The sequence below is a fragment of the Lactonifactor longoviformis DSM 17459 genome, from assembly GCF_900129135.1.
GTDB classification, from domain to species: domain Bacteria; phylum Bacillota; class Clostridia; order Lachnospirales; family Lachnospiraceae; genus Lactonifactor; species Lactonifactor longoviformis.
The window spans coordinates 37,688-61,226 of the sequence record NZ_FQVI01000027.1; the positions used below are offsets into that span (position 1 = coordinate 37,688).

The following is a 23,539-nucleotide window of genomic DNA, read 5'->3' on the forward strand; positions in this document are numbered from 1 at the left end:
GAGAAAAATGGATTATAAAAAAGCAGGTGTTGATATTGAAGCAGGTTACAAATCAGTAGAGTTAATGAAGGAGCATATCAGGAAAACCATGAGACCGGAGGTCCTGACGAATATTGGAGGGTTTTCCGGAGCCTTTTCTATGGATGCTTTTAAAAACATGGAGAAGCCTACCCTTGTATCAGGAACAGACGGGGTGGGTACAAAGCTGAAGCTGGCATTTATTATGGACAAGCATGACACCGTAGGAATCGACTGTGTGGCTATGTGTGTCAATGACATAGCCTGCGCCGGGGGTGAACCTTTGTTTTTCCTGGATTATATCGCTTGCGGGAAGAATGTACCGGAAAAAATTGCTGAGATCGTTAAAGGGGTAGCAGACGGATGCGCGCAGTCCAATGCCGCCCTTATCGGCGGGGAAACAGCTGAGATGCCGGGATTTTATCCGGAAGACGAATACGATTTGGCTGGATTTGCCGTGGGCATTGTAGATGAAAAGGATCTGATTACAGGGAAAGATCTGAAGCCGGGAGACATATTGATCGGCATGGCTTCCTCCGGAGTGCACAGCAACGGCTTTTCCCTGGTTAGAAAAGTATTCGATATGACAAAGGAATCCCTTGCTGTTTACTATGACGCATTGGGCAGTACATTAGGAGAGGCGCTTCTTGCTCCTACCAAGATTTATGTAAAAGCTCTGAAGAGTGTAAAGGATGCCGGTGTGCGGATACGTGCCTGCAGCCATATCACTGGCGGCGGCTTTTATGAGAATGTGCCCAGAATGCTCAAAGAGGGTGTCTGTGCAGTTATTGAAAAGGATAGTTATCCAATCCCCCCTATCTTCCCTATGATGGCAGAACAAGGCAAGATTGACGAGAAAATGATGTACAATACTTATAACATGGGACTTGGGATGGTTTTGGCTGTTGACGCTGCCGATGTGGATAAAACGATGGAAGCCATCAAAGCCGCAGGGGAAGCTCCTTACGTGGTAGGACGCGTGGAAGAAGGAGAAAAGGGAGTGAAATTATGCTAAAGGCGGCAGTACTTGTGTCCGGAGGAGGGACGAATCTTCAGGCAATTATCGATGGAATTGCCAAAGGAACGATTACGAACACCAAGATAGAGGTTGTCATCAGCAACAACCCGGGCGTGTATGCCCTGGAACGGGCCAGGAAGGCCGGCATCCCTGGGAAATGTATCTCCCCTAAGGCATTTGCGGGCAGAGAAGAATATTATGATGCGCTCCTGGAAGAACTGGCGTCTTATCAGGTGGATCTGATTGTTCTGGCCGGATGTCTGGTAGTGATTCCTAAAAAAATGGTTGATGCATATCCCAACAAAATAATAAATGTGCATCCCGCTCTGATTCCTGCGTTTTGCGGTACCGGTTATTACGGGCTGAAGGTTCACGAAGGTGTTCTGGCCCGTGGAGCAAAGGTGACCGGAGCAACGGTACATTTTGTGGATGACGGTACCGATACGGGACCTATTATTCTGCAGAAGGCTGTGGAGGTTTTACAGGAGGATACCCCCAAAACCCTCCAGCAGAGGGTGATGGAGGAGGCAGAATGGGTTATTATGCCGAAAGCCATTGATTTGATTGCAAATGATAAAGTAGAGATTGTGGATCACAAGGTCAGAATTAAGGAGTAGACAAGATGAAAGTACTTATTGTTGGAAGCGGAGGAAGAGAACACGCCATTGCGTGGAGCGTGGCCAAAAGTCCTAAGGTGGATAAGATTTACTGTGCACCGGGAAATGCGGGCATCGCGGAATATGCGGAATGTGTAGAAATAGGCGCCATGGAGTTTGACAGATTAACTGCATTTGCAAAGGAGAATGCGGTGGATCTAACCATAGTGGGCATGGATGATCCACTGGTTGGGGGGATCGTAGACGCTTTCGAGGCAGAGGGGCTCCGGGTATTTGGCCCTAGAAAAAATGCTGCTATTCTGGAAGGATCGAAAGCATTCTCCAAGGATCTAATGAAAAAATATAACATACCTACAGCTGCCTATGAAAACTTTACAGACGCCCAGGCGGCATTGAACTATCTGGAGACGGCAGAATATCCCATAGTACTGAAGGCCGACGGACTGGCGCTGGGAAAAGGTGTTCTGATCTGCAATACCCTGGAAGAAGCTCAGGAAGGGGTAAAAACCATTATGCTGGACAAGCAGTTCGGTACAGCAGGAAATATCATGGTCATCGAAGAGTTTATGACCGGAAGGGAAGTTTCTGTTCTCTCCTTCGTGGACGGTAAAACGATTAAGACCATGACTTCTGCCCAGGACCACAAACGTGCCAAGGATAATGATGAGGGACTGAATACAGGGGGCATGGGAACCTTTTCCCCGAGCCCTTTCTATACCGAAGAGGTGGATGCTTTCTGCAGAGAGAATATTTACCAGGCTACAGTGGATGCAATGGCGGCGGAAGGAAGACCCTTTAAGGGAATCATCTTCTTTGGCCTTATGCTTACAGAAAAAGGCCCCAGGGTTCTGGAATACAATGCGCGGTTTGGAGACCCTGAGGCCCAGGTAGTGCTTCCGAGAATGAAAAATGACATTATTGAGGTAGTAGAAGCATGTGTGGACGGAACTTTAGATCAGATTGATCTGCAGTTTGAAGACAATGCGGCAGTGTGTGTAGTGCTGGCATCGGACGGATATCCTGTGGCATATGAAAAAGGATTCCCCATCCACGGTCTGGAAGCATTTAAAGACAGGGATGGATACTACGTTTTCCATGCAGGGACCAAGTTTAAAGACGGTGAGATCGTAACCAATGGAGGACGCGTTTTGGGAGTGACGGCTAAGGGGAAGGACTTGAGAGAAGCCAGGAAAAACGCGTATAAGGCCATTGACTGGATCGAGTTCGAGAATAAGTATCATAGAAATGACATAGGAAAAGCAATTGATGAAGCGTAGATAACAGAGGGCTATCTCTAGTCACAGATTAGAGGCGGCCCTTTTTCATCTTCTTTGGGTTTATCTTGTTATCTTTGCAGGAAAGTATTAAAATAAATAAAATAGATGCTTTAAATAAATGAACAAGGTGTCAAATATGAAAAAAGCGATTACAAAAAGGCTGGCCACGATAATACTTGCATTTATGATTCTTACCCTCTGTCTGAATTACGTGCTCCAGGTCCATAATGCCCGCAATGACATGTATCTGGATGCCAAGAATAAGTTTTGGCAGATTAACCAGATTCTAAAACAGAATGAAAAAGAGACGGAACAGGTGAAGGAAGATCTGAAGGCAAACTGCCTGATCCGCGCCAAAGCAGCAGCATATATTCTCCAGTACAGGCCGGAGATTACAGAGGATCAGGAGGAGATGGAAAAGATTGCCAGACTTCTCCAGGTAGATGAGTTCCATCTTTTTGACAAAGAAGGAACGCTGTATGCCGGATCAGAGCCAAAGTATTTTGGCCTTAATTTTACGTCCGGTGAGCAAATGCAGTTCTTTCTGCCTATGCTAAAAGACAGGGAACTGGAGTTATGTCAGGACATCACGCCCAACACTGCCGAACAAAAATTAATGCAGTATGCTGCAGTTTGGAGAGAGGACGGGGAGGGGATTGTTCAGATCGGGCTTGAACCTGACCGGGTTCTGGAATCCATGAAAAAGAATGAGCTGTCGTACATATTTTCTCTTGTGACAGCTGACTCCGGGACAACCATCTACGCCATAGATCCGGGTACCTACCAGATCTTAGGATGCACCGACGGGGAACTGGCAGGAAAGAGCATAACAGACGTTGGCGTAGATCCGGGAACAAAGATGAATCAGGGATTTTCTGCAAGGGTAAACGGGGAGGACAGCTATTGCGTATTTACAGATGGGGATTCGGTGATCCTGGGGATTACGGAATCCAACCGCGGCTTATACAAAGACGTGAACAGCAATTGTCTTCTCACGGCTGTATACCTGGTTCTGATTTCCATTATCATGATAGTGTCCATTTCGAAATATATGGATTACTATGTGGTCAGGGGAATCTCCTCGGTAAATCAGAGACTGGAGAAGATTACAAAGGGGAATCTTGACACTAAGGTAGAAGTGGAAACTACCCCTGAATTCAAGGAGCTGAGCGGCAGAATTAACCTGATGGTAGACAGTCTTCTGGATACCACAAATAAATTGACTAAGATACTGGAAGCGGCCAGGGTTCCCATTGGTGTCTACGAATACAATAAGGATATGAAACGGGTAATGGCTACCGGAAGAGTGGCGGATATTTTAATGCTGACAGAGGAGGAGGCCAGGGAACTTCTTCTGGATCATGTACTGTTTGAAAAGAAGCTGGAAGATATTCGTCTGCATCCGGTTACAGGGGGTAAGGATGTGTACCGGCTGCCCGGAGAGAGGGAACATTTTATCAGAATGAACACATTCTCTAATGCCAATAGTATCTTAGGCATTATTATTGATGTGACGGAAGACATGGTTGAGAAGCAGCATATTGAAAAAGAGAGGGATATTGATCTTCTCACTGGTCTTTACAGCAGACGGGCTTTCTACAGAAAAATGGAAGAACTTTTCAAGGCCCCTGAGGAACTTGGGCATGCAGTCATTCTCATGGCGGATGCAGATAATCTGAAGAAAGTAAATGATGACTATGGACATGAAAACGGTGACCGTTATCTTCAGGGGATTGCCGTGATTCTTCGGTCCTGCAAAGCAGAAAAGCAGGTACTGGCACGGATTAGCGGAGATGAGTTTGTGGTATTCCTGTATCAGTGCCGGGACAGGGAAGTTCTGTCTGCACATATCAGGGAACTTCTTCTGACAATGAAGGGCTCTACGGTTGAACTTAGCAACTCCAAGGAGATTCCGGTCCGGTTCTCTGTAGGCTGTGCATATTATCCGGAGGACGGCAGAGACTACCGCGAACTTTTGAGTCTCTCGGATCACAATATGTATCAGTCAAAAAGGAACAGAGAGCGTTAGTGTTCCAGGATTTGAAAAAGAGGGTTATATTATGAAACACAAGGATCGCATGAATGTGGCGGAGCTTACCCGGGAGCTGGTGAAAATAGACAGCACCAATCCCGGAGAACAGGAAGGTAAAATCGGGGAATATATCACATGGCTTCTCAGAGATACTGGGGCAGAAGTAACTGCGATGGAGGTTTTTCCGGGCAGGTATAATCTCAGGATGCGTCTGCCGGGGCAGGAGAATACCCCGCAACTGGTATATATCTGTCATATGGATACCGTAGTTATCGGTGACGGATGGACGGCAGATCCCTTAGGCGGAGAACTGCAAAATGATCGGATCTATGGGAGGGGAGCCTGCGATATGAAGGGCGGCATGGCCTGTGCGATCTCTGCATTTAAGTACATAGCCGATAAACAGGCAGCGCTCAGGCATCCCTTTGCCCTTATTTTTACTGTGGATGAAGAGGAGAATATGAAAGGGGCGGAAGCCGCTGTGGAAGCCGGGTGGGTTGATCGTGAGAGCTGGGTACTGGACACGGAGCCTACCAATGGAGAGATACAGGCTGCCCACAAGGGAAGACTGTGGCTGGAGATTGTGGCGGAGGGAATCACGGCCCATGCCAGTACCCCCTGGAAGGGAGCGGATGCTGTGGCGGCCATGGCAGAAGTTACAGCATCTCTCAGGAAGCAGGTCAGTGCCTGCCCCGTACACGGGTATCTGGGACCCAGCACAGTAACGTTCGGCCAGATTCAGGGAGGGTACCGTCCTTATGTAGTGCCGGATCGATGCCGCATGTGGGTGGATATGCGGCTGGCACCTCCCATTGACCGGAAAGCGGCGGTATCTATGGCAGAAAAAGCTATGGAAAGGGCCGAAAAAGAGGTACCGGGGGTAAGAGTGTCGTATAAGGTCACCGGGGATCGTCCGTATATTGAGATGGAGGAACAATCGGTACTTCTCAAGACTTTGCGGGAAGTGTGCAGCGAAAAGACAGGAGCTTCTGCCAAGGTGACTGCCTTCCCCGGATATACAGATACTGCAGTGATTGCAGGGATGACAGGATGCCCCAATTGTATGTCTTATGGTCCGGGCAGCCTGGAGATGGCTCACAAGCCGGATGAATATGTTCCTTGTGCGGATCTGTTAAGGTGTGAGGGCGTATTGAAAGCACTGGCTGAAAAAATATTATTATAGCTGATAGTATACGGTTTACAGAACTGTGAGGCACAGAGATCATTTTAGAGAGAATGATTTCTGTGCCTTTTGCAATGAAATTGTGAAAGCGAGTTATTTTTATTTGACACTCGGTCTAAAAAGGATTAAGATAGAGAAAAGAAAATTGGGAGGTTTTAGGATGAAAAGGAAGGTATTAGCAACAATTCTAACGGTAGCTGTGGGGGCTTGGGTGCTGTCAGGATGCGGGGATAATAAGCAGGAGGAGCCCCGGACGAAGGAAACACAGAAGGAGGCGGCGCCAGCAGAAGAGGAAGAGAAAGCAGAAGAGGCAAAGTCTGAACCCACGGATATCTATGTTTTTATAGCAGCCAGTCTGAAAAACACGATGGAAGAGATCAAGACTGCGTATGAAAAGGAGCATGAAAATATAAATATTATCTATAATGCTGACAGTTCCGGCACCTTGCAAAAGCAAATTGAAGAGGGAGCGCAGTGTGATATCTTTTTCTCGGCGGCAACTAAGCAAATGGATGCGCTGCATGAGGAAGGCCTGATTGAAGAGGGAAGCGCGAAGAACTTTTTGGAAAATAAGCTCGTCCTTATCAAGCCTGCGGGAGGAGAGACAAAAGTGACGGGATTTGATACGGTCACGGAAGCATCCAGTCTGGCACTGGCTGGGGAGGATGTACCGGTAGGCCAGTATGCCCGTGAACTGTTTACTAATCTGGGTAATCTGGATCAGGTGATGGCTATGGAGATCAATGAGGGTGCGAATGTGACGGCAGTTCTTACAGCAGTAGCCGAGGGCAGCAATGAAGTAGGTGTAGTATATAAAACCGATGCCGCGTCTATGCCGGACGATGTGGAAATTATTTGTGAGGCAGGGGCGGATCAGGTGGACCCGGCGGTTTATCCCATTGGCCTGGTAAAGGATGAGCAGGCAGATGAGGATGAGAAGGCTGCTGCAAAAGAGTTCCTGGATTATCTGACCACGGACGGAACTGTTATGTCCAGTTTCCAGAGTGCTGGATTTACACCATATTCTGAATAGTATACGTTACCATACGGGAAGTACGCAGAAAATAAAGGGGGTGAATCTATGCTTTCAATACTGGAGACAATAGATTGGAGCCCTCTTTTTATATCCCTGAAAACGGGTGCAGTGGCGACAATCTTAGCTTTTTTTCTGGGCATTGGAGCCGCCAGGGGAATAATGAAATTAAATAATACAGCGAAGGCCGTACTGGACGGTATTCTCACACTGCCCCTGGTGCTTCCGCCTACGGTTGCAGGTTTTTTTCTGCTGTTAATCTTCAGCCTGAGGAGGCCTTTTGGCAAATTCCTTCTGACTGAATTTGATATCAAGATGGTACAGACCTGGCCGGGCTGCGTCATTGCGGCTTTCGTGATTGCATTTCCATTGATGTACCGCAATGCCAGAGCCGCCTTTGAACAGGTAGATGTGAACATTATATATGCAGGGAGAACCCTGGGAATGACGGAGCGGAGGATTTTCTGGAAAGTAGTCGTACCTGTAGCCGGTCCGGGACTTGCTTCCGGAACTGTGCTTGCATTTGCAAGGGCTATTGGGGAGTACGGGGCGACCTCCATGCTGGCCGGCAATATCCTTGGCAAGACTCGGACAGTATCCGTAGCCATTGCCTCGGAGGTGGCGTCAGGTAACTGGGATACCGCGGCTTTCTGGGTGTGCGTGATTGTGATTATTTCATTTCTGATCGTGGCATTCATTAACGGGATCTCGGGGAAAAAGATAAAAAATGTAAACAGGTGGATATAATATGGCGCTAGAGGTTAGGATTAAGAGACAGTTTCCGGGCTTCTGCCTGGACGTGGAATTCGCGTGCGACCACAGCTGCATGGGAATACTTGGAGCATCAGGATGCGGAAAAAGTATGACATTGAAGTGCATTGCGGGAATTGTGTCACCGGATGAGGGAAGGATTGCTCTGGACGGAAAAGTCTTTTTTGACTCCGAAAAGAAAATAAATCTCAGTCCTCAGGAGAGGAATATCGGTTATCTGTTCCAGAATTATGCTTTATTTCCAACAATGTCAGTGGAAGAGAATCTGGAATGTGTGCTGAAGGGAAAAAAAGAGGAGAAAAAGAGGAGGGTGAGAGAGCAGATTCAGACATTCCATCTGGAGGGCCTGGAAAAACAGCTTCCCGCCCAGCTGTCAGGGGGGCAGCAGCAGAGGGCAGCTCTGGCCAGGATGCTGATTACTAATCCCAGAATGATTATGCTGGATGAGCCATTTTCCGCACTGGACGGCTACTTAAAAGATGTTCTTCAGCACGAGGTGCAGGAGATTCTAAAGCGGTTTCCCGGGGAGGTCCTTGTGGTTTCTCACAGCAGGGATGAATTATATAAATTTTCCAGGGAGCTGACGATTATTCATCAGGGCAAATCGCTGCTCACCGGAGATACAAAAGAGATTTTTTTGAATCCGGGGTATGTGGAGGCTGCCAGGCTTACGGGATGCAAGAATATATCCAGAGCAGAAAGAAGAGGGGACTACGAGATTTATGCCAGTGACTGGAAGATGCATCTGGTTACCGAAAAGCCGGTAACAGAAGACATAAGATATGTGGGCATCAGAGGGCATTATATAGAACCCTTACAGCAGAGAACCAAAGAGAACTGTATGGAGATAGAAGTCTGCGACTGTGTGGATGCTCCCTTTGAATATCATTATATTGTGAGAAATACAGAGGGTGGAGAGTGTATTTGGTGGCTGATGGCCAAAAAGGACGGAATACGGCCTTCCCCGTATATTTCCCTTCCCAAAGAGGAGCTGATGCTGTTAAAATAGATAGAATAATAAAGTAAAGTTCAGAGAGACAGGGAGGATACCATGAAGAGAATACGAACGGAAGATGCCGTAGGTCATGTGCTTTGCCATGACATTACGCAGATTATAAAAGGAGTCACTAAGGATGCTGTGTTTCGGAAAGGGCATGTAGTTACCAGGGAGGATATCCCGGTCCTGCTTTCTGTGGGGAAAGAAAACCTCTTTGTATGGGAAAAAACAGAGGGCATGCTTCATGAAGATGAGGCGGCTGAGATTCTCAGAGGCATCTGCCAGGGCCCTTATATGAAAGCAACGGCACCCAAAGAGGGAAAGATCGAACTCATTGCAGAGACAGAAGGACTATTGAAGATAGACAGCAGAAAATTAAACAGGATCAATGGCCTGGGGGAAATTGCAATTGCTGCCAGACATGGCAATACTGTGGTACATAAAGGAGATAAACTGGCGGGGATGCGTGTGATCCCGCTGGTGATTCAGAAGGAAAAGATGGATGCCGCAAAGGAAGCAGGCGGAGAGGAACCTTTGTTCCGGATTCTGCCTTTTAAGAAGAAAAAGGCTGCCATATTGGCTACCGGCAGCGAAATCTTTCACGGGCGGATTACGGATACTTTTACCCCTGTAGTCTGTCAGAAGCTGGAGGAATATCACACAGAGATTGTGGAACAGAAGATTTTGGACGATAATCCGGAGGAGACTACGAAAGAAATCCTGAGACAGATAGACAGAGGGGCTGACTTTATTCTCTGCACGGGGGGAATGAGTGTGGATCCGGACGATCAGACACCGCTGGCGATTAAGAATACAGGGGCCAGAATCGTCACCTATGGGGCACCGGTGCTCCCGGGTGCTATGTTTCTTCTTGCCTATTATGAGGACAGAATTCCAATTGTAGGTCTGCCCGGCTGTGTGATGTATGCGAAAAGAACGGTTTTTGATTTGGCGCTGCCCAGAATCATGGCTGATGACAGGATGACTGCCGGAGAATTTGCTTCTATGGGGGAAGGAGGACTTTGTCTGTCCTGCGAAGTCTGCACCTTTCCTAACTGTGGATTCGGAAAGTAGAGGATGGATGGCATGGAAAAATTAACACATTTTGACGCCTCCGGAAATGCCGTTATGGTGGACGTGGGGGATAAGGAAATAACCAGCAGAACCGCTGTTGCTGAGGGGACTATATATGCAAGCCCGGAAGTAATACAGGCAATTTTGCAGGGGACTTCCAAAAAAGGGGATGTGCTGGGCGTAGCCAGAGTCGCAGGGATTATGGCTGTTAAGCAGACAGCCGGTCTGATTCCTATGTGCCATACGCTTCTCATCCAAAAGGCGCAGGTAGACTTTCAGGCAGAGGAAGAGAATTCCTCTGTAAAGGCAGTCTGTACCGTGAAGGCAGAGGGAAAGACCGGGGTGGAGATGGAAGCCCTGACCGGAGTTACCGTTGCTCTTCTGACGATCTATGATATGTGCAAAGCCATAGATAAACGTATGAAACTGACGGAGATCCACCTGGTAGAGAAAAAAGGCGGCAAATCCGGAGATTTTGAATACTGATGTGAATGCTTCAGCAGAGAATGGAGTAACAGTATGATTGACAGTTATGGAAGAAATATAGATTATATCCGTATCTCTGTGACAGATCGCTGCAATCTCAGATGCATCTACTGTATGCCTGAGGAGGGGGTGGCACTGGCAGATCACAGAGATGTCCTGAGTTATGAAGAGATTGAGAAAATCTGCCGTATTCTGGCCAGGATGGGATTTACAAAGGTAAAGCTTACCGGGGGGGAACCTCTGGTCAGAAAAGACCTGAAAGACCTGGTAAAACAGCTGAAGCAGATCAAAGGGTTGGAAAAGATAACCCTTACCAGCAACGGCGTACTTTTAAAAGAGGCCATAGGACCCTTGGTGCAGGCAGGGATATCAGGTGTGAACGTCAGTCTGGATACCCTTTCGCCTGGTGTGTTTCGGGAGATAACGAGAAAAGATGTATTCGGACAGGTGATGGTGGGACTTGAGGAAGCCCTGAAATATCCGGAGTTATCTCTTAAAGTGAATTGTGTCCCTATGGGGATCCCCGGCCAGGAGATTCTGAAAGTGGCTGATTTGGCCAGGGAGAACTGTATTCATGTGAGATTTATTGAGATGATGCCTATCGGCTATGGGAAACAGTACAGATGTCTGACACAGGATGAGATTATGAACCAACTGACAGAGGTATACGGAACCATGCACCCGGTATGCGAACCCCTGGGAAATGGGCCTGCCTGCTATTATAAGCCGGAGAAATTCAGAGGCAGCATAGGATTTATCAGTGCAGTCAGCCACAAGTTCTGCAGTGAGTGCAACCGCATACGCCTTACCTCCCAGGGATTTTTAAAAACCTGTCTTCAATATGATACGGGAAGGGATCTCAGGAGATTATTGAGGGAAGGGGCTGCGGAAGAAACGTTGCAGGAGGAGATAGCGAAAGCCATCCTGGAGAAGCCCAGGGAACACCATTTTGCTGATCCTGAGATACAGGAGGAGGATGGCCGCATGATGTGCCAGATAGGAGGATAGAGTATGAAACGAGTTGCGATTGTAGTAGCCAGTGACTCTGGGTATGAGGGGACACGGGAAGATACAAGCGGAAAAGTGATAAGGGAAATTGCCGAACAAAATGGATATCGTATTGTTCACACCGTGCTTCTGCCGGACGAACAGGAGCGCCTCAGCCAGGAGCTGGCCTATCTTTCGGACGAAGGAATCGCGGATCTGATACTGACGACAGGAGGAACAGGATTCTCCCCCAGGGACTGTATGCCTGAAGCTACAAAGGCGGTAATAGAGCGTGAAGTGCCCGGGATTCCGGAAGCAATGAGATTTTACAGTCTGCAGTTTACCAAACGGGCAATGCTGAGCAGGCAGGCTGCAGGGATACGCAGGAATACGCTGATTATAAATCTTCCCGGCAGTCCCAAGGCAGTGAGAGAATGCCTGGAATATATTATATCGGAGCTGGAACACGGGTTGGAGGTTCTTGCAGGAGAAGCCTCCAATTGTGCCCGAAGATGAGGAGGGGTATGATGGGAAGAGTAATGGCAACGAATATCAGTGAGAAAAAAGGGACGCAGAAACATAATGTACATACTGTAAACGTACTGGAAGATTATGGGATTGAGAACGATGCACATGCGGGGAAGTGGCACCGGCAGGTGAGCCTTTTGTCTTATGAGAAGATCGAGGAGTTTAAAGGAAAAGGAGCTCCGGTAGAGGACGGAGCATTTGGGGAGAATCTGATTGTAGAGGGATTCGACTTCAAAAATCTGCCGGTAGGCACAAGATTTCAATGCAATGATGTGGTTCTGGAGCTTACGCAGATTGGTAAGGAATGCCACAGCGGCTGTGAGATTTATAAGATTATGGGCGACTGTATTATGCCCAGAGAAGGGGTATTTACCAGGGTGATTCACGGCGGCAGGATTTCCCAGGGGGATGAGATGCATATTGTCAAGGAGGTGGGAAACGTTTGGGACAAATAGAGATTGTGCTGGGGGACATCACTGAGCTGAAGGTGGACGCTATTGTCAATGCTGCGAATACGAGCCTGCTGGGCGGCGGCGGGGTGGACGGAGCCATACACAGAAAAGCGGGTCCCGGCCTTCTGGAAGAGTGCAGGAAGCTTAACGGGTGTGCAGCGGGGGAGGCAAAGATCACCGGGGGATATAAGCTTCCGGCTGCACATGTAATCCATACACCGGGACCTATATATCGGGACGGGAAAAGCAATGAGGCTGTGATCTTAAAAAAATGCTATATTAATTCCATGCAGAGAGCGGTGGAGGCCGGCTGTCAGAGCATAGCGTTTCCTGCCATTTCCACAGGAATCTATGGGTATCCCATAAGGGAGGCGGCAGTGATTGCTTTTTCTGCGGTAACTGAATTTCTTAAGACGCATCCGGGCTGCGGTATGAAACAGGTGATTTTTGTCTGTTTTAGCTCCAGAGATTTGGGTATTTATGAAGAGATAAAAAGACAGATAGAACAATAAAATTCAAAGAATTATAGGAAAAAAATGAGTAAAGAATTTATTTGACAAAACAGTTTCAGTATTATACTATAAAGATATAGAAACTTGCGGATGGCGGAACTTTAGTGGTTCCGCCTTTTTCTTTTAGGGAGGAGAGGAACTTGTCCCGCTGCGGAAAAGGGAGGTTTCTTTCACGTTCAAAGGAGGAATATTATGGGCAGTTATGAATCTACACTGGCGCAGAGAGAGGAGCGCATTAAAAAGGTGCTGAATCTGGAGGAACCTGACCGTGTACCCTTTGCTCCAAAGATTGGGAATTACTATGCCAGAGGCTACGACATCTCTATCTATGATGCCATGAAAGATATCCGGAACATCTGGCCGGGGGTAAAAGGCTTTCTGGAAGATTTCTCACCGGATCTTGCCTGGGCGCCGGTTCTGTACCCGGCGGATCCCCCGGAATTGATGCAGAGTACATACTTAAAATGCCCCGGTCCCAACAGCGGACTCCCACTGAATGCATCTTTTCAGATACACGATAAATGCTATTTGATGGACGAGGAGTACAAAGAATTTTTACACGATCCTACTCATTTTTTCCTAACTAAGGTATACCCCAGAAAGTTTGATGGACTAAAGGGACTGTCTAAGCTGAGATTCAACAATCCCGTCGAATATTCTCTTTATATAGAATTATCAAATTTTGCAGATCCGGAGGTGCAGACAGCCCTGGAAACGTTAAAACGGGGGGGCGAGGCAGCAGCCAGGTGGCTGGGAGGACTTGGTTATATTAGCGGAGAGATTGCAAAACTTGGGTTCCCTCTGGGAGCGGCCGGGGCTCAGACTTGTCCGTTTGATATGTTTGGAGACAATATCAGAGGCTTCCTGAATACAATTAATGATGTCTATGATTATCCGGACGAATTGCTGGCTGCAGTGGAATATATGACGCCAATCTGTATTCAAAATGCAGTAAACACAGCAAAGGCGAATAACCTGGAATACATGTTTATCCCCCTTCACGGCGGCATCGACGAATTTATGAGCCCGGACAATTACAAAAAATTCTACTGGCCGGGATTAAAGGCACTGATGATGGCGCTCATAGACATAGGAGTCACCCCATATGTGTTCTGCGAGGGCAAATATAATCGCAGACTGGATATTATAAGCGACGTGCCAAAAGGAAAAGTTATCTATATGTTCGAAGAGGTAGATATAGCAGAGGCGAAGAGAATCGTAGGACAAACCGCCTGCATCTGCGGTAATCTGCCCAATGCGCTGCTGGCCTATGGAAAGAAAGAACGGGTGATAGAAGAAACAAAGAAACTGCTTGATATCTGTGCACCTGGAGGCGGCTTTATCATGGATTGCTCCATCGTTTTAGATGAAGCCAACAAAGAAAATATGGAGGCATGGGTGAATACAACCAGAGAATTGGGAAAATATTAATAAACGAGTCCTGAAACTATAATTAGGGACAGGGCGGATCGATTTTGGGACGTGTTCCTTTTAAAAGGAACACGTCCCAAAATCGATCCGCCCTGTCCCTTGACATTTACGCCAATATGTTTTATGATGTTTGCGCACGCAAATATATTATTTACAGAAACTGACAAGGAGCTGCGTATGAGAGAATTTGTGAAATGGTCTGCTATTTTAAATTTAAGCCTGAGCGGTTACCTGGATAAAAAAATGGCAAAATTTGAGATCAACAGCAGCCAGTTCTTTTACATTTTAAAAATATGTGAATCACCGGGCATGACACAGGATTGTGTGTTTCAGAATGTATACAGAAATCCCAGCAACATCACAAGGGCATTGGCCCAGCTGGAGGGGAAAGGATATATCGAGAGAAAACCCAGCAGGGAGGATAAGAGAACCTATTATCTTTTCCCCACGGAAAAGGCCGTGGACAGTTATGAGGAGATTTTGTCCATCCTTATGGAATGTGTGGAGGAGGTTCTGGCACCGCTTACGAACGGAGAGAAGGAAGTCCTGCCGGCTCTTCTGCGAAAAACGGCGGAAAAGGCATTTCAGATGAATCAGGATGAAAAAGAACGATTGGAGGAGATGTAGATGAAATCAGTGACGCAGGAAGCAGATAATCCTTTGGGCTATCAGAAGGAGTCTAAACTGCTTATTAATTTTGCTGTTCCTTGTATTATCTCTATGCTGGTGACGGCGCTGTATAATATTGTGGATCAGATCTTTATCGGCCAGGGTGTGGGAATGCTGGGAAACGCTGCCACCAACATTGCATTCCCTTTGTCTACTACATGTACAGCCATTGCCCTGCTCCTGGGTATTGGCGGGGCATCTAACTTTTCTCTGGAGCTGGGAGCTGAGGAAGAGAAGCGTGCTGCCCGGTCGGCAGGAAATGCCATGGTTCTAATGGCGATTTTTGGACTTACATTATTTGTACTGGTAACTATATTCCTGACACCGATGCTGAAATTTTTTGGGGCTACCAGCGATGTGCTCCCCTATGCCCAGACCTATACCAGGATAACTTCTATCGGATTCCCGTTTCTAATTGCCAATACCGCCATCAGCAAACTGATACTGGCTGATGGAAGTCCCAAATATTCTATGATGTCTATGCTTGTGGGAGCGGTTATCAATACGATTCTGGATCCAATCTTTATCTTTGGACTGGATATGGGAATGGCGGGAGCTGCACTGGCAACCATTATCGGACAGATTATTTCCTTCTGTATCAGTCTTCGCTATGTATTTCACTTCAGGCATGTGAAACTGACCAGAGAGAGCTTTCACCTGAGCCAATTCTGCTGCAGGCACATATTTGCTTTGGGTGCCAGCGCGTGCTTTAATCAGATTGCAATGACCATTGTGCAGATAGTTATGAATAATACACTATCTTACTATGGGGCCCAGTCAGTGTACGGGGGCGAGATTCCTTTAGCCTGTGCAGGCATTATTACTAAGGTAAATATGGTATTTATGGCTATTATCATTGGGATTTCCCAGGGGACACAGCCGATTGTAGGCTTTAATTACGGAGCCAGAAAATACGGCCGGGTGAAGAAAACGTACCTGCAGGCTGTTTGTACAGCTACAGTGCTGTCTTTCCTGGCATTTCTGTGCTTCCAGATATTTCCCAGACAAATTATCTCAATTTTTGGTGAAGGGAGCGAGATGTACTACACATTTTCAGAGCGGTACTTCAGAATCTTTATGTTCCTGGTGATTGTGAACGGGATTCAGCCGGTGACCTCTAATTTTTTTACCTCCATCGGCAAATCCAGACTGGGGATTTTTATGTCACTTACCAGGCAGATTATATTCCTGCTCCCCCTTATAATTATTTTCCCGCTCTTTATGGGAATTGACGGGGTCATGTATGCAGGTCCTATCGCGGATGCTGCGGCTGCAATTGTCTGCGGTGTGTTTTTGGTCAGGGAGCTAAAAGAACTGACCCAAAAGCAAAATCAAACTCTCGCAGGAGAAGCGCTGTAGGCGCTTCTTTTTTTATGGCAGTATTTTCATCATGTATTTATAATTATTTTCTTGCAAAATATTCTATTTGTGCTACACTATATATAACAACATGACGCAAATTTCTTTCGTCATCAGGAATCAGGGATAAAGGAAAGACAGGTGAGCATATGCTGATACAAATTGATTTTAACAGTGATGAAGCCATATATATTCAATTGAGGAATCAGATCATTTTGGGGATTGCCACTTCCAGAATACAGGAAGGAGAGGCTCTTCCCTCTGTTCGTCAGTTAGCGGAAAATATAGGAATTAATATGCATACAGTAAATAAAGCCTATGCTGTGCTGAAACAGGAAGGCTTTGTCTCAATTGACAGAAGGAGAGGCGCGGTTGTTTCCATAGAAGCTGATAAACGTCAGGCTCTTCAGGAGATGAAAGATGAATTAATGGTTGTCTTGGCAAAGGGGTGTTGCAAAAATATCTCTAGACAGGAAGTACATGAACTGATTGATCAGATTTTTCAAGAATATCAAGTATAGAGCAGGAGGCATAGATGAAAGAACGATATACTCAACAGGCGAAGAATGCCTTAAAACTTGCAGAAAAAACAGCTAAGGACTGCAATCATAACTATATAGGAACGGAACATCTTTTATTAGGACTTTTAAAGAGTCACAGCGGAACCGCGGGTATGGTTCTGGCCGAAGCCGGTGCCGACGACGGAAAAGTAATGGCATTAATTGAGAAGCTGATAGCCCCTCCCTCGGATATCCTGTTGGATACACCTCCGGGATATACGCCAAGACTTGAAAAGATATTGGAGGGCGGACAGAGGGAAGCAGCCAATTACCACAGTGACCAGGTAGGAACTGAACATCTCCTTCTGGCTATGTTAAAAGAATATGACTGTGTAGGGACCCGCCTTCTTCATACCATGGGAATTAATATCCAGAAATTATATTCTGATATCCTGGTCGCCATGGGGGAAGAAGGGACTCTGAAGAAGGAAGATCTGCAGGGCGGAAAGACGATCAAATCATCTGCCGGCAGTGCAACACCCACCCTGGATCAATACAGCAGGGATCTCACAGAAATGGCCCGTCAGGGAAAACTGGACCCGGTGATTGGCAGGGAGCAGGAGATCAGCCGAATTATTCAGATTCTGAGCAGAAGAACGAAAAATAATCCCTGTCTGATTGGGGAACCTGGTGTGGGGAAAACCGCTATAGCGGAGGGTCTGGCCCAAAGGATTGTCTGGGGGCTGGTACCGGAATCCATGCTGGGCAAAAGAGTGGTTGTCCTTGATCTCTCAGGCATGGTGGCCGGATCTAAGTACCGGGGAGAATTTGAGGAGCGTATTAAAAAAGTAGTCAGTGAAGTTATGGAGAATAAAGGTATCTTACTGTTTATTGATGAACTTCATACAATTATCGGAGCCGGGGGCGCTGAAGGAGCGCTGGATGCGTCAAATATTCTGAAGCCCTCTCTTTCCAGAGGAGAGATCCAGCTGATCGGCGCTACTACCATAGATGAATACAGAAAATATATTGAAAAGGATGCGGCTTTGGAGCGCAGATTCCAGCCGGTAACGGTAGATGAACCAACCAGTGAAGAAGCCGTTGCCATTCTAAAGGGACTCAAGCCTTATTACGAACAGCATCACGGAGTGGAGATTGAAGATCAGGCCGTAGAAGCCGCGGTAGCTATGAGTATCCGGTATATTAATGACCGTTTCCTCCCGGATAAGGCCATTGATTTAATTGATGAGGCAGCGTCTAAAGTACAGCTGGCAGGATATAAAGCACCGGAGGGAGTGGTGCAGGGAGAGAAAGCCCTTCAGGATATTCTCAAGCGAAAAGAGGCAGCCATCAAGGGGAACGATTTTGATACTGCCAGAGAACTCCAGGCAGAACAGAAAGAGGCAGAGAAGAGGCTCGAGGCAGCAAAGGCAAGATATGAACGCCGCTGCAGACAGAAGAAGCTTACAGTAAAGGAAGAGGATGTGGCGGATGTTGTATCCGGCTGGACCAAGATACCTGTAAAAAAACTGGCAGAGGCGGAATCAAAGCGTCTGGCTAAGCTTGAAACTATTCTCCATAAAAGAGTCATCGGACAGGAAGAGGCAGTACTGGCGGTTGCCAAAGCTGTAAAACGTGGAAGAGTGGGATTAAAAGATCCAAACCGTCCCATCGGCTCCTTCCTGTTTTTAGGACCGACCGGCGTTGGTAAAACAGAGCTCTCCAAGGCCCTGGCTGAGGCAGTGTTCGGTACAGAACAGGCTATGATCCGGGTAGATATGTCAGAGTATATGGAGAAACACAGTGTATCCAAAATGATTGGATCCCCTCCGGGATATGTGGGATACGACGAAGGAGGACAGCTGAGTGAGAAAGTAAGACGGAATCCATACAGTGTAATTTTATTCGATGAGGTGGAAAAGGCGCACCCTGATGTGTTTAATATTCTTCTGCAGGTTCTGGACGATGGGCATATCACAGATGCACAGGGAAGAAAGATAGATTTTAAACAGACTATTATCATTATGACCTCTAATGCCGGAGCCCAGTCAATCATTGAACCTAAGAAATTGGGATTTGCTTCGGTTCAGGATGAAAAACAGGATTACCAGAGGATGAAGGATGGGGTAATGGATGAAGTAAAGCGTCTGTTTAAGCCTGAATTCCTGAATCGTATTGATGAGACGATTGTGTTCCATGCTCTGAATAAGGAGCACATTAAGAAAATCGTAACCATCCTTCTTGCAAATCTGATCAAACGCTGTAAGTATCAGATGGACATTACACTCCGCGTGAGAGAAAGTGTGAAGGAATATATAGCAAAAGAGGGGTATGATCCCAAGTATGGAGCTCGTCCCCTGCGCAGGGCTATTCAGAGTAAAATTGAGGATGCCATGGCTGAGGAGATTCTGGAAGGCAGAATTAAAAACGGGGATACGGTTACAATTTCCATGTCAAAAGAAGATATTAAATTTTTAGTAACTCCTATAAATGACTAGCATAATTTGCAAAATTATTATATAATGAATCAAACAAAGACCGGTATGAATCCGGCTATAGGATACAAATGAATGACAGTAACGGGAGGGCATAAAAAATGTCAGGAATAAAGGAATTAATTCGTACAGAGGAAAATGGTACTATCAGTTTTGGAAACTATGAGTTACCTTCGAAGTCAAAATTATCAGATTATGAGCATGATGGAGATATGTACAAGGTTAAAACCTTTCGTGAAATTACAAAACTAGAGAGAAATGAAATGTTTGTCTATGAATCAGTACCAGGAACAGCAGTGTATGATTTAAATCTGACAGAAGATGGTATGTCTTTCTCGGTGGAAGGGGCTGTAGATGCACAGATTACGGTTGAACTGGAAGAAGACGCGGAATATAAAGTTACTATTGACGGCGTAGACGCGGGAACCATGAAAACTAATCTGGGTGGAAAGTTATCCTTTAGTGTTGAATTAGAGCAGGCAGAACGTGTAGCTGTCTCTATTGTAAAATTATAGAAAGAGTAGCAAAAGGCTGCCGGCAAAGCTGGGCGGCCTTTTTTATGGAGTGAGATATGGCAAAAGGAAAAAAAATAGTGTTTTACTGTCAAAACTGTGGATATGAATCTTCCAAATGGATGGGTCAATGCCCCGGGTGCCGGGAATGGAATTCCTTTGTGGAGGAGACGGTCAGTCCCCAGAAGAGCGGCAGTCTGAATGGAGCGCGGAAGGAAAAACAAGCACCGGTCAGTCTGTCAGGGATCGATATGGATAAGGAAGAGAGGATGCTTACGCACATCGGCGAGCTGGACCGGGTACTGGGAGGGGGCATTGTGCCAGGCTCGCTTGTGCTTGTGGGAGGAGATCCCGGGATTGGAAAATCAACCCTTCTTTTACAGGTATGCCGGGAGCTGTCAAAGGATCAAAGAAGTGTCCTGTATATATCCGGGGAAGAGTCTCTGAGACAAATTAAGATGAGAGCGAAACGGATCGGGGAATTTAACGAGAATTTAAAATTGTTGTGTGAGACAAATCTGGGGACCATTAAAGCTGTCATCGAAGAGATGCGTCCGGATGTGGTTATGATTGATTCCATTCAGACCATGTATGACGAGGAGATCTCGTCTGCTCCGGGAAGCGTATCCCAGGTGCGGGAATCCACAAACGTCCTGATGCAGCTTGCGAAGGGACTTGGGGTCATGATTTTTATTGTAGGCCATGTGACGAAAGACGGGAATGTTGCGGGTCCCAGAGTTCTGGAACATATGGTGGATACAGTTCTCTATTTTGAGGGGGACCGGCATGCGTCTTACCGGCTGCTGCGGGGGGTTAAGAACCGTTTTGGATCAACCAACGAAATAGGAGTTTTTGAGATGCAGGATAAAGGACTGGAGGAGGTCACAAACCCTTCCCAGGTAATGCTTAGCGGCCGGCCTCTGGATGCCTCCGGTTCGGTAGTTGTATGTTCGGTGGAAGGGACAAGACCCATACTTATTGAGATCCAGGCTTTGGTGACGCAGACAAATTTTGGACTGCCCAGACGAACTTCGGTAGGAATTGATTACAACAGAGTAAATCTTTTAATGGCAGTTCTGGAAAAGAGGGCCGGACTCCAGCTAGGGAACTGTGACGCCTATGTGAATCTGGCCGGGGGGATGAAGCTGGGGGAGCCTGCTATTGATTTGGGAATTGTGCTTTCCATTGTTTCCAGTTATAAAAACCGTGCAGTGGATCCCAATACCCTGATATTTGGCGAGGTTGGACTTTCCGGTGAAGTGCGGGGAGTGAGTATGGCGGAGCAGCGGGTGAAGGAGGCGGAAAAGATGGGATTTACTACCTGCATTTTACCCCAGACGAATCTGGAGGCTCTGAAAGGAAAGTTTAAGATACATCTGGCAGGCGTATCCAATATCCGGGAAAGCATGAATTATGTATAACAGGCATAAAAATCAGTTGAAATCTGAGATAAAATAGGATATTATCGAAATTATGAATATAAATAGTTAGGAGAAAAAATTTGAAAGAAAGAGAAAAATTTGGTTCCAGGCTGGGCTTCATTCTGGTTTCCGCGGGGTGTGCCGTTGGGCTGGGCAACGTTTGGAAATTTCCGTATATGACAGGAAATTATGGAGGAGCTGCTTTTATCCTGATTTATCTTGTTTTTTTAGTCATTCTGGGTCTTCCTATTATGGTGTGCGAGTTCTCCGTAGGAAGAGGCAGTCAGAAAAGTGTGGCCTCCTCCTTCAAAACACTGGCGCCTGAGGGGAGCGGATGGCATAACTTTGCGTACTTTGGCATTATCGGGAATTATCTGCTTATGATGTTTTACACGATGGTAGGCGGATGGATGCTGTACTATTTTTACAGAATGCTTCGGGGAGAATTCACACACGTGAGTGCAAAAGAAGTAGAGGCAGGATTTGGCCAAATGGTAGAGTCAGCGCCTACAATGACTTTTTGGATGGTACTGGCTGTACTTTTAGCATTTGGAATCTGTCTGCTGGGGCTGGAAAAAGGCGTAGAACGGATTACCAAGGTGATGATGATCTGCCTTCTGAGTATCATGGTTATATTGGCAGTGCGGGTGGTCCTTTTAGATGGAGCAGGGGAGGGCGTCCGTTTTTATCTGGTACCTGATTTTAAGGAAATGAAGGCCCAGGGCATAGGAAATGTGGTATTTGCCGCTATGTCTCAGGCATTCTTTACGCTGAGTATAGGAATCGGTTCGATGGCTATCTTCGGTAGCTATCTGAATAAATCCCGCTCACTTATGGGAGAAGCTATCAGCATAACGGTGCTGGATACCTTTGTTGCTTTAATGGCTGGTTTAATTGTAATTCCGGCCTGTTTTGCTTTTGGTGTGGAGCCGGGAGCCGGTCCGAGCCTGGTATTCATTGCCCTGCCCAATGTATTTAACAAAATGCCGGGAGGAAGTCTCTGGGGAGCCTTTTTCTTCTTGTTCCTTTCATTTGCGGCTCTGTCTACCATTATAGCTGTATTTGAAAATATAATTTCCTTCGCTATGGATCTCTGGGGATGGAGCAGAAAAAAGGCAGTAGGGATCAATATTATTCTGATTATTTTATTGTCTATGCCTTGTGTATTAGGATTTAATGTGCTGTCTGGAATTCAGCCGTTAGGTGAAGGTTCAAACATTATGGATCTGGAAGATTTCCTGGTGTCTAATAATCTTCTGCCTCTGGGTTCCATGGTATATCTTATGTTCTGTACTTATAAGTATGGATGGGGCTGGGACAACTTTATGAAGGAAGCTAATGCGGGGGAAGGAATTAAGGTGCCCAGACAAATCCGCTTTTATATGTCCTATATTCTTCCGGTTATTGTAGTCATCATATACTTGAAAGGATATTGGGATAAATTCCATTCCTGGGGATGGATGGCGGTAGCGTTTGCATTTCTGCTGTTTATCTGTGTGACCTGTTTCAGAAGAGTCAGGAAAAAAGCTTAAAGAGAATGCAGAAAAATGGGGCTGTGGGTACAGGATTGTTCATAGCCCCGCTTTGCTTCTGCCGCCACTTTTTCTGTGTCTTTCGGCCTGCAACAGAAAAATAAAAAAGTTATTGACATATTTTGTATATTTGTGGTATTCTAATATAGCTGTCGACAAGACAGGAAATAGAGAGAAAAAAGTTGTTGACAAGGCGCACTGCTTATGATATTATATAAAAGTTGCTGTGAGTCACACGGAGATAACTGATAAAAAGAAATAAAAAAAGTTATTGACAGACGCAACAGCCTGTGGTAATATTTAAGAGTTGCTGCTGAGATAAGAAATCAGCCGACAACAACAAGCACTTTGATAACTAAACAGTGAAACACATTAACCTGAAAATTCTAAAAAAGTAACATTTTTGGGATGAGTAAAAATCCTTAAAAACAGTAAAAGGGATAAATTAGCCAAAGTTAATTTTGAACTTGGACAACTCTTGAACGAAAGTTCAACACTTTATCAGAGAGTTTGATCCTGGCTCAGGATGAACGCTGGCGGCGTGCTTAACACATGCAAGTCGAACGAAGCATATAGAGACGAGTATTTCGGTATGAGTAACTATATGACTGAGTGGCGGACGGGTGAGTAACGCG

General features: G+C 46.3%; 22 protein-coding genes and 1 rRNA gene. All 23 read left to right on the forward strand.

All coding sequences use genetic code 11. The features are described 5' to 3' along the window. Nucleotides 1–7: 7 nt before the first annotated feature. Complete coding sequence (gene purM, locus BUA56_RS18390) at nt 8–1,033, forward strand: phosphoribosylformylglycinamidine cyclo-ligase (RefSeq protein ID WP_072854241.1); 1,026 nt, start codon at nt 8–10, stop codon at nt 1,031–1,033. After that, complete coding sequence (gene purN, locus BUA56_RS18395) at nt 1,027–1,653, forward strand: phosphoribosylglycinamide formyltransferase (protein WP_072854242.1); 627 nt, start codon at nt 1,027–1,029, stop codon at nt 1,651–1,653. Before purM ends, purN begins: the two co-directional genes overlap by 7 nt. Before the next feature lie 5 nt (nt 1,654–1,658). After that, a complete protein-coding gene (purD, locus tag BUA56_RS18400; protein WP_072854243.1) occupies nt 1,659–2,930 on the forward strand; it encodes a phosphoribosylamine--glycine ligase in 1,272 nt (423 codons plus the stop codon). A 136-nt stretch (nt 2,931–3,066) separates the two neighbouring features. After that, complete coding sequence (locus BUA56_RS18405) at nt 3,067–4,959, forward strand: sensor domain-containing diguanylate cyclase (protein WP_072854244.1); 1,893 nt, start codon at nt 3,067–3,069, stop codon at nt 4,957–4,959. Nucleotides 4,960–4,990: 31 nt separating this feature from the next. Then, a complete protein-coding gene (locus BUA56_RS18410; RefSeq protein ID WP_084068099.1) occupies nt 4,991–6,145 on the forward strand; it encodes a M20 family metallopeptidase in 1,155 nt (384 codons plus the stop codon). A 160-nt stretch (nt 6,146–6,305) separates the two neighbouring features. Next, nucleotides 6,306–7,178 (forward strand): molybdate ABC transporter substrate-binding protein, encoded by an 873-nt coding sequence (gene modA / locus BUA56_RS18415; RefSeq protein WP_072854246.1) that lies wholly within the window; start codon nt 6,306–6,308, stop codon nt 7,176–7,178. Nucleotides 7,179–7,226: 48 nt separating this feature from the next. Next, entirely contained in the window at nt 7,227–7,925 is a 699-nt protein-coding gene (modB, locus tag BUA56_RS18420; protein WP_072854247.1) for a molybdate ABC transporter permease subunit, read from the forward strand. 1 nt (nt 7,926) lies between these two features. Next, nucleotides 7,927–8,958, forward strand: coding sequence for a sulfate/molybdate ABC transporter ATP-binding protein (locus BUA56_RS18425; protein ID WP_072854248.1), 1,032 nt, complete (start codon nt 7,927–7,929; stop codon nt 8,956–8,958). Nucleotides 8,959–9,000: 42 nt separating this feature from the next. Next, entirely contained in the window at nt 9,001–10,020 is a 1,020-nt protein-coding gene (locus BUA56_RS18430) for a molybdopterin-binding protein (RefSeq protein ID WP_072854249.1), read from the forward strand. A 12-nt stretch (nt 10,021–10,032) separates the two neighbouring features. After that, on the forward strand, nt 10,033–10,506 hold the full coding sequence (gene moaC / locus BUA56_RS18435; protein WP_103710999.1) for a cyclic pyranopterin monophosphate synthase MoaC: 474 nt from the start codon (nt 10,033–10,035) through the stop codon (nt 10,504–10,506). Between the two features lie 33 nt (nt 10,507–10,539). After that, on the forward strand, nt 10,540–11,514 hold the full coding sequence (moaA, locus tag BUA56_RS18440; RefSeq protein ID WP_072854251.1) for a GTP 3',8-cyclase MoaA: 975 nt from the start codon (nt 10,540–10,542) through the stop codon (nt 11,512–11,514). Nucleotides 11,515–11,517: 3 nt separating this feature from the next. Further along, complete coding sequence (locus tag BUA56_RS18445; protein ID WP_072854252.1) at nt 11,518–12,009, forward strand: MogA/MoaB family molybdenum cofactor biosynthesis protein; 492 nt, start codon at nt 11,518–11,520, stop codon at nt 12,007–12,009. Between the two features lie 11 nt (nt 12,010–12,020). Continuing rightward, nucleotides 12,021–12,476: an MOSC domain-containing protein gene (locus BUA56_RS18450; RefSeq protein WP_072854253.1), complete on the forward strand. Its 456-nt coding sequence runs from the start codon at nt 12,021–12,023 to the stop codon at nt 12,474–12,476. After that, complete coding sequence (locus BUA56_RS18455) at nt 12,464–12,985, forward strand: O-acetyl-ADP-ribose deacetylase (protein ID WP_072854254.1); 522 nt, start codon at nt 12,464–12,466, stop codon at nt 12,983–12,985. The genes BUA56_RS18450 and BUA56_RS18455 overlap by 13 nt, the downstream gene beginning before the upstream one ends. Nucleotides 12,986–13,177: 192 nt before the next feature. Beyond that, entirely contained in the window at nt 13,178–14,416 is a 1,239-nt protein-coding gene (locus BUA56_RS18460; protein ID WP_072854255.1) for a uroporphyrinogen decarboxylase family protein, read from the forward strand. A gap of 177 nt (nt 14,417–14,593) precedes the next feature. Beyond that, the gene (locus BUA56_RS18465) at nt 14,594–15,043 is read left to right on the forward strand and encodes a MarR family winged helix-turn-helix transcriptional regulator (protein ID WP_072854256.1); all 450 of its coding nucleotides are present in this window, start codon (nt 14,594–14,596) and stop codon (nt 15,041–15,043) included. Beyond that, nucleotides 15,044–16,444: an MATE family efflux transporter gene (locus tag BUA56_RS18470; protein WP_072854257.1), complete on the forward strand. Its 1,401-nt coding sequence runs from the start codon at nt 15,044–15,046 to the stop codon at nt 16,442–16,444. It begins immediately after the preceding gene. Nucleotides 16,445–16,593: 149 nt separating this feature from the next. Next, entirely contained in the window at nt 16,594–16,965 is a 372-nt protein-coding gene (locus tag BUA56_RS18475) for a GntR family transcriptional regulator (RefSeq protein WP_072854258.1), read from the forward strand. A gap of 14 nt (nt 16,966–16,979) precedes the next feature. Continuing rightward, nucleotides 16,980–19,442, forward strand: coding sequence for an ATP-dependent Clp protease ATP-binding subunit (locus tag BUA56_RS18480; protein WP_072854259.1), 2,463 nt, complete (start codon nt 16,980–16,982; stop codon nt 19,440–19,442). Nucleotides 19,443–19,540: 98 nt separating this feature from the next. Next, nucleotides 19,541–19,954 (forward strand): endosialidase, encoded by a 414-nt coding sequence (locus BUA56_RS18485; RefSeq protein ID WP_072854260.1) that lies wholly within the window; start codon nt 19,541–19,543, stop codon nt 19,952–19,954. A 56-nt stretch (nt 19,955–20,010) separates the two neighbouring features. After that, nucleotides 20,011–21,372 (forward strand): DNA repair protein RadA, encoded by a 1,362-nt coding sequence (gene radA / locus BUA56_RS18490; protein ID WP_072854261.1) that lies wholly within the window; start codon nt 20,011–20,013, stop codon nt 21,370–21,372. Between the two features lie 80 nt (nt 21,373–21,452). Next, complete coding sequence (locus BUA56_RS18495; RefSeq protein ID WP_072854262.1) at nt 21,453–22,904, forward strand: sodium-dependent transporter; 1,452 nt, start codon at nt 21,453–21,455, stop codon at nt 22,902–22,904. A 498-nt stretch (nt 22,905–23,402) separates the two neighbouring features. Further along, nucleotides 23,403–23,539, forward strand: a 16S ribosomal RNA gene (locus tag BUA56_RS18500); the annotation flags it as partial.

Bases quoted from the DNA above. Each gene is read 5' to 3' on its own strand.
- BUA56_RS18405 (WP_072854244.1), top strand. From the start codon at position 3,067: ATGAAAAAAGCGATTACAAAAAGGCTGGCCACGATAATACTTGCATTT.
- BUA56_RS18470 (WP_072854257.1), top strand. From the start codon at position 15,044: ATGAAATCAGTGACGCAGGAAGCAGATAATCCTTTGGGCTATCAGAAG.
- purD (WP_072854243.1), top strand. From the start codon at position 1,659: ATGAAAGTACTTATTGTTGGAAGCGGAGGAAGAGAACACGCCATTGCG.
- moaC (WP_103710999.1), top strand. From the start codon at position 10,033: ATGGAAAAATTAACACATTTTGACGCCTCCGGAAATGCCGTTATGGTG.
- BUA56_RS18450 (WP_072854253.1), top strand. From the start codon at position 12,021: ATGGGAAGAGTAATGGCAACGAATATCAGTGAGAAAAAAGGGACGCAG.
- BUA56_RS18480 (WP_072854259.1), top strand. From the start codon at position 16,980: ATGAAAGAACGATATACTCAACAGGCGAAGAATGCCTTAAAACTTGCA.
- modA (WP_072854246.1), top strand. From the start codon at position 6,306: ATGAAAAGGAAGGTATTAGCAACAATTCTAACGGTAGCTGTGGGGGCT.
- BUA56_RS18410 (WP_084068099.1), top strand. From the start codon at position 4,991: ATGAAACACAAGGATCGCATGAATGTGGCGGAGCTTACCCGGGAGCTG.
- modB (WP_072854247.1), top strand. From the start codon at position 7,227: ATGCTTTCAATACTGGAGACAATAGATTGGAGCCCTCTTTTTATATCC.
- purN (WP_072854242.1), top strand. From the start codon at position 1,027: ATGCTAAAGGCGGCAGTACTTGTGTCCGGAGGAGGGACGAATCTTCAG.
- moaA (WP_072854251.1), top strand. From the start codon at position 10,540: ATGATTGACAGTTATGGAAGAAATATAGATTATATCCGTATCTCTGTG.
- BUA56_RS18460 (WP_072854255.1), top strand. From the start codon at position 13,178: ATGGGCAGTTATGAATCTACACTGGCGCAGAGAGAGGAGCGCATTAAA.
- BUA56_RS18485 (WP_072854260.1), top strand. From the start codon at position 19,541: ATGTCAGGAATAAAGGAATTAATTCGTACAGAGGAAAATGGTACTATC.
- BUA56_RS18430 (WP_072854249.1), top strand. From the start codon at position 9,001: ATGAAGAGAATACGAACGGAAGATGCCGTAGGTCATGTGCTTTGCCAT.
- BUA56_RS18475 (WP_072854258.1), top strand. From the start codon at position 16,594: ATGCTGATACAAATTGATTTTAACAGTGATGAAGCCATATATATTCAA.
- BUA56_RS18425 (WP_072854248.1), top strand. From the start codon at position 7,927: ATGGCGCTAGAGGTTAGGATTAAGAGACAGTTTCCGGGCTTCTGCCTG.
- BUA56_RS18445 (WP_072854252.1), top strand. From the start codon at position 11,518: ATGAAACGAGTTGCGATTGTAGTAGCCAGTGACTCTGGGTATGAGGGG.
- BUA56_RS18465 (WP_072854256.1), top strand. From the start codon at position 14,594: ATGAGAGAATTTGTGAAATGGTCTGCTATTTTAAATTTAAGCCTGAGC.
- radA (WP_072854261.1), top strand. From the start codon at position 20,011: ATGGCAAAAGGAAAAAAAATAGTGTTTTACTGTCAAAACTGTGGATAT.
- purM (WP_072854241.1), top strand. From the start codon at position 8: ATGGATTATAAAAAAGCAGGTGTTGATATTGAAGCAGGTTACAAATCA.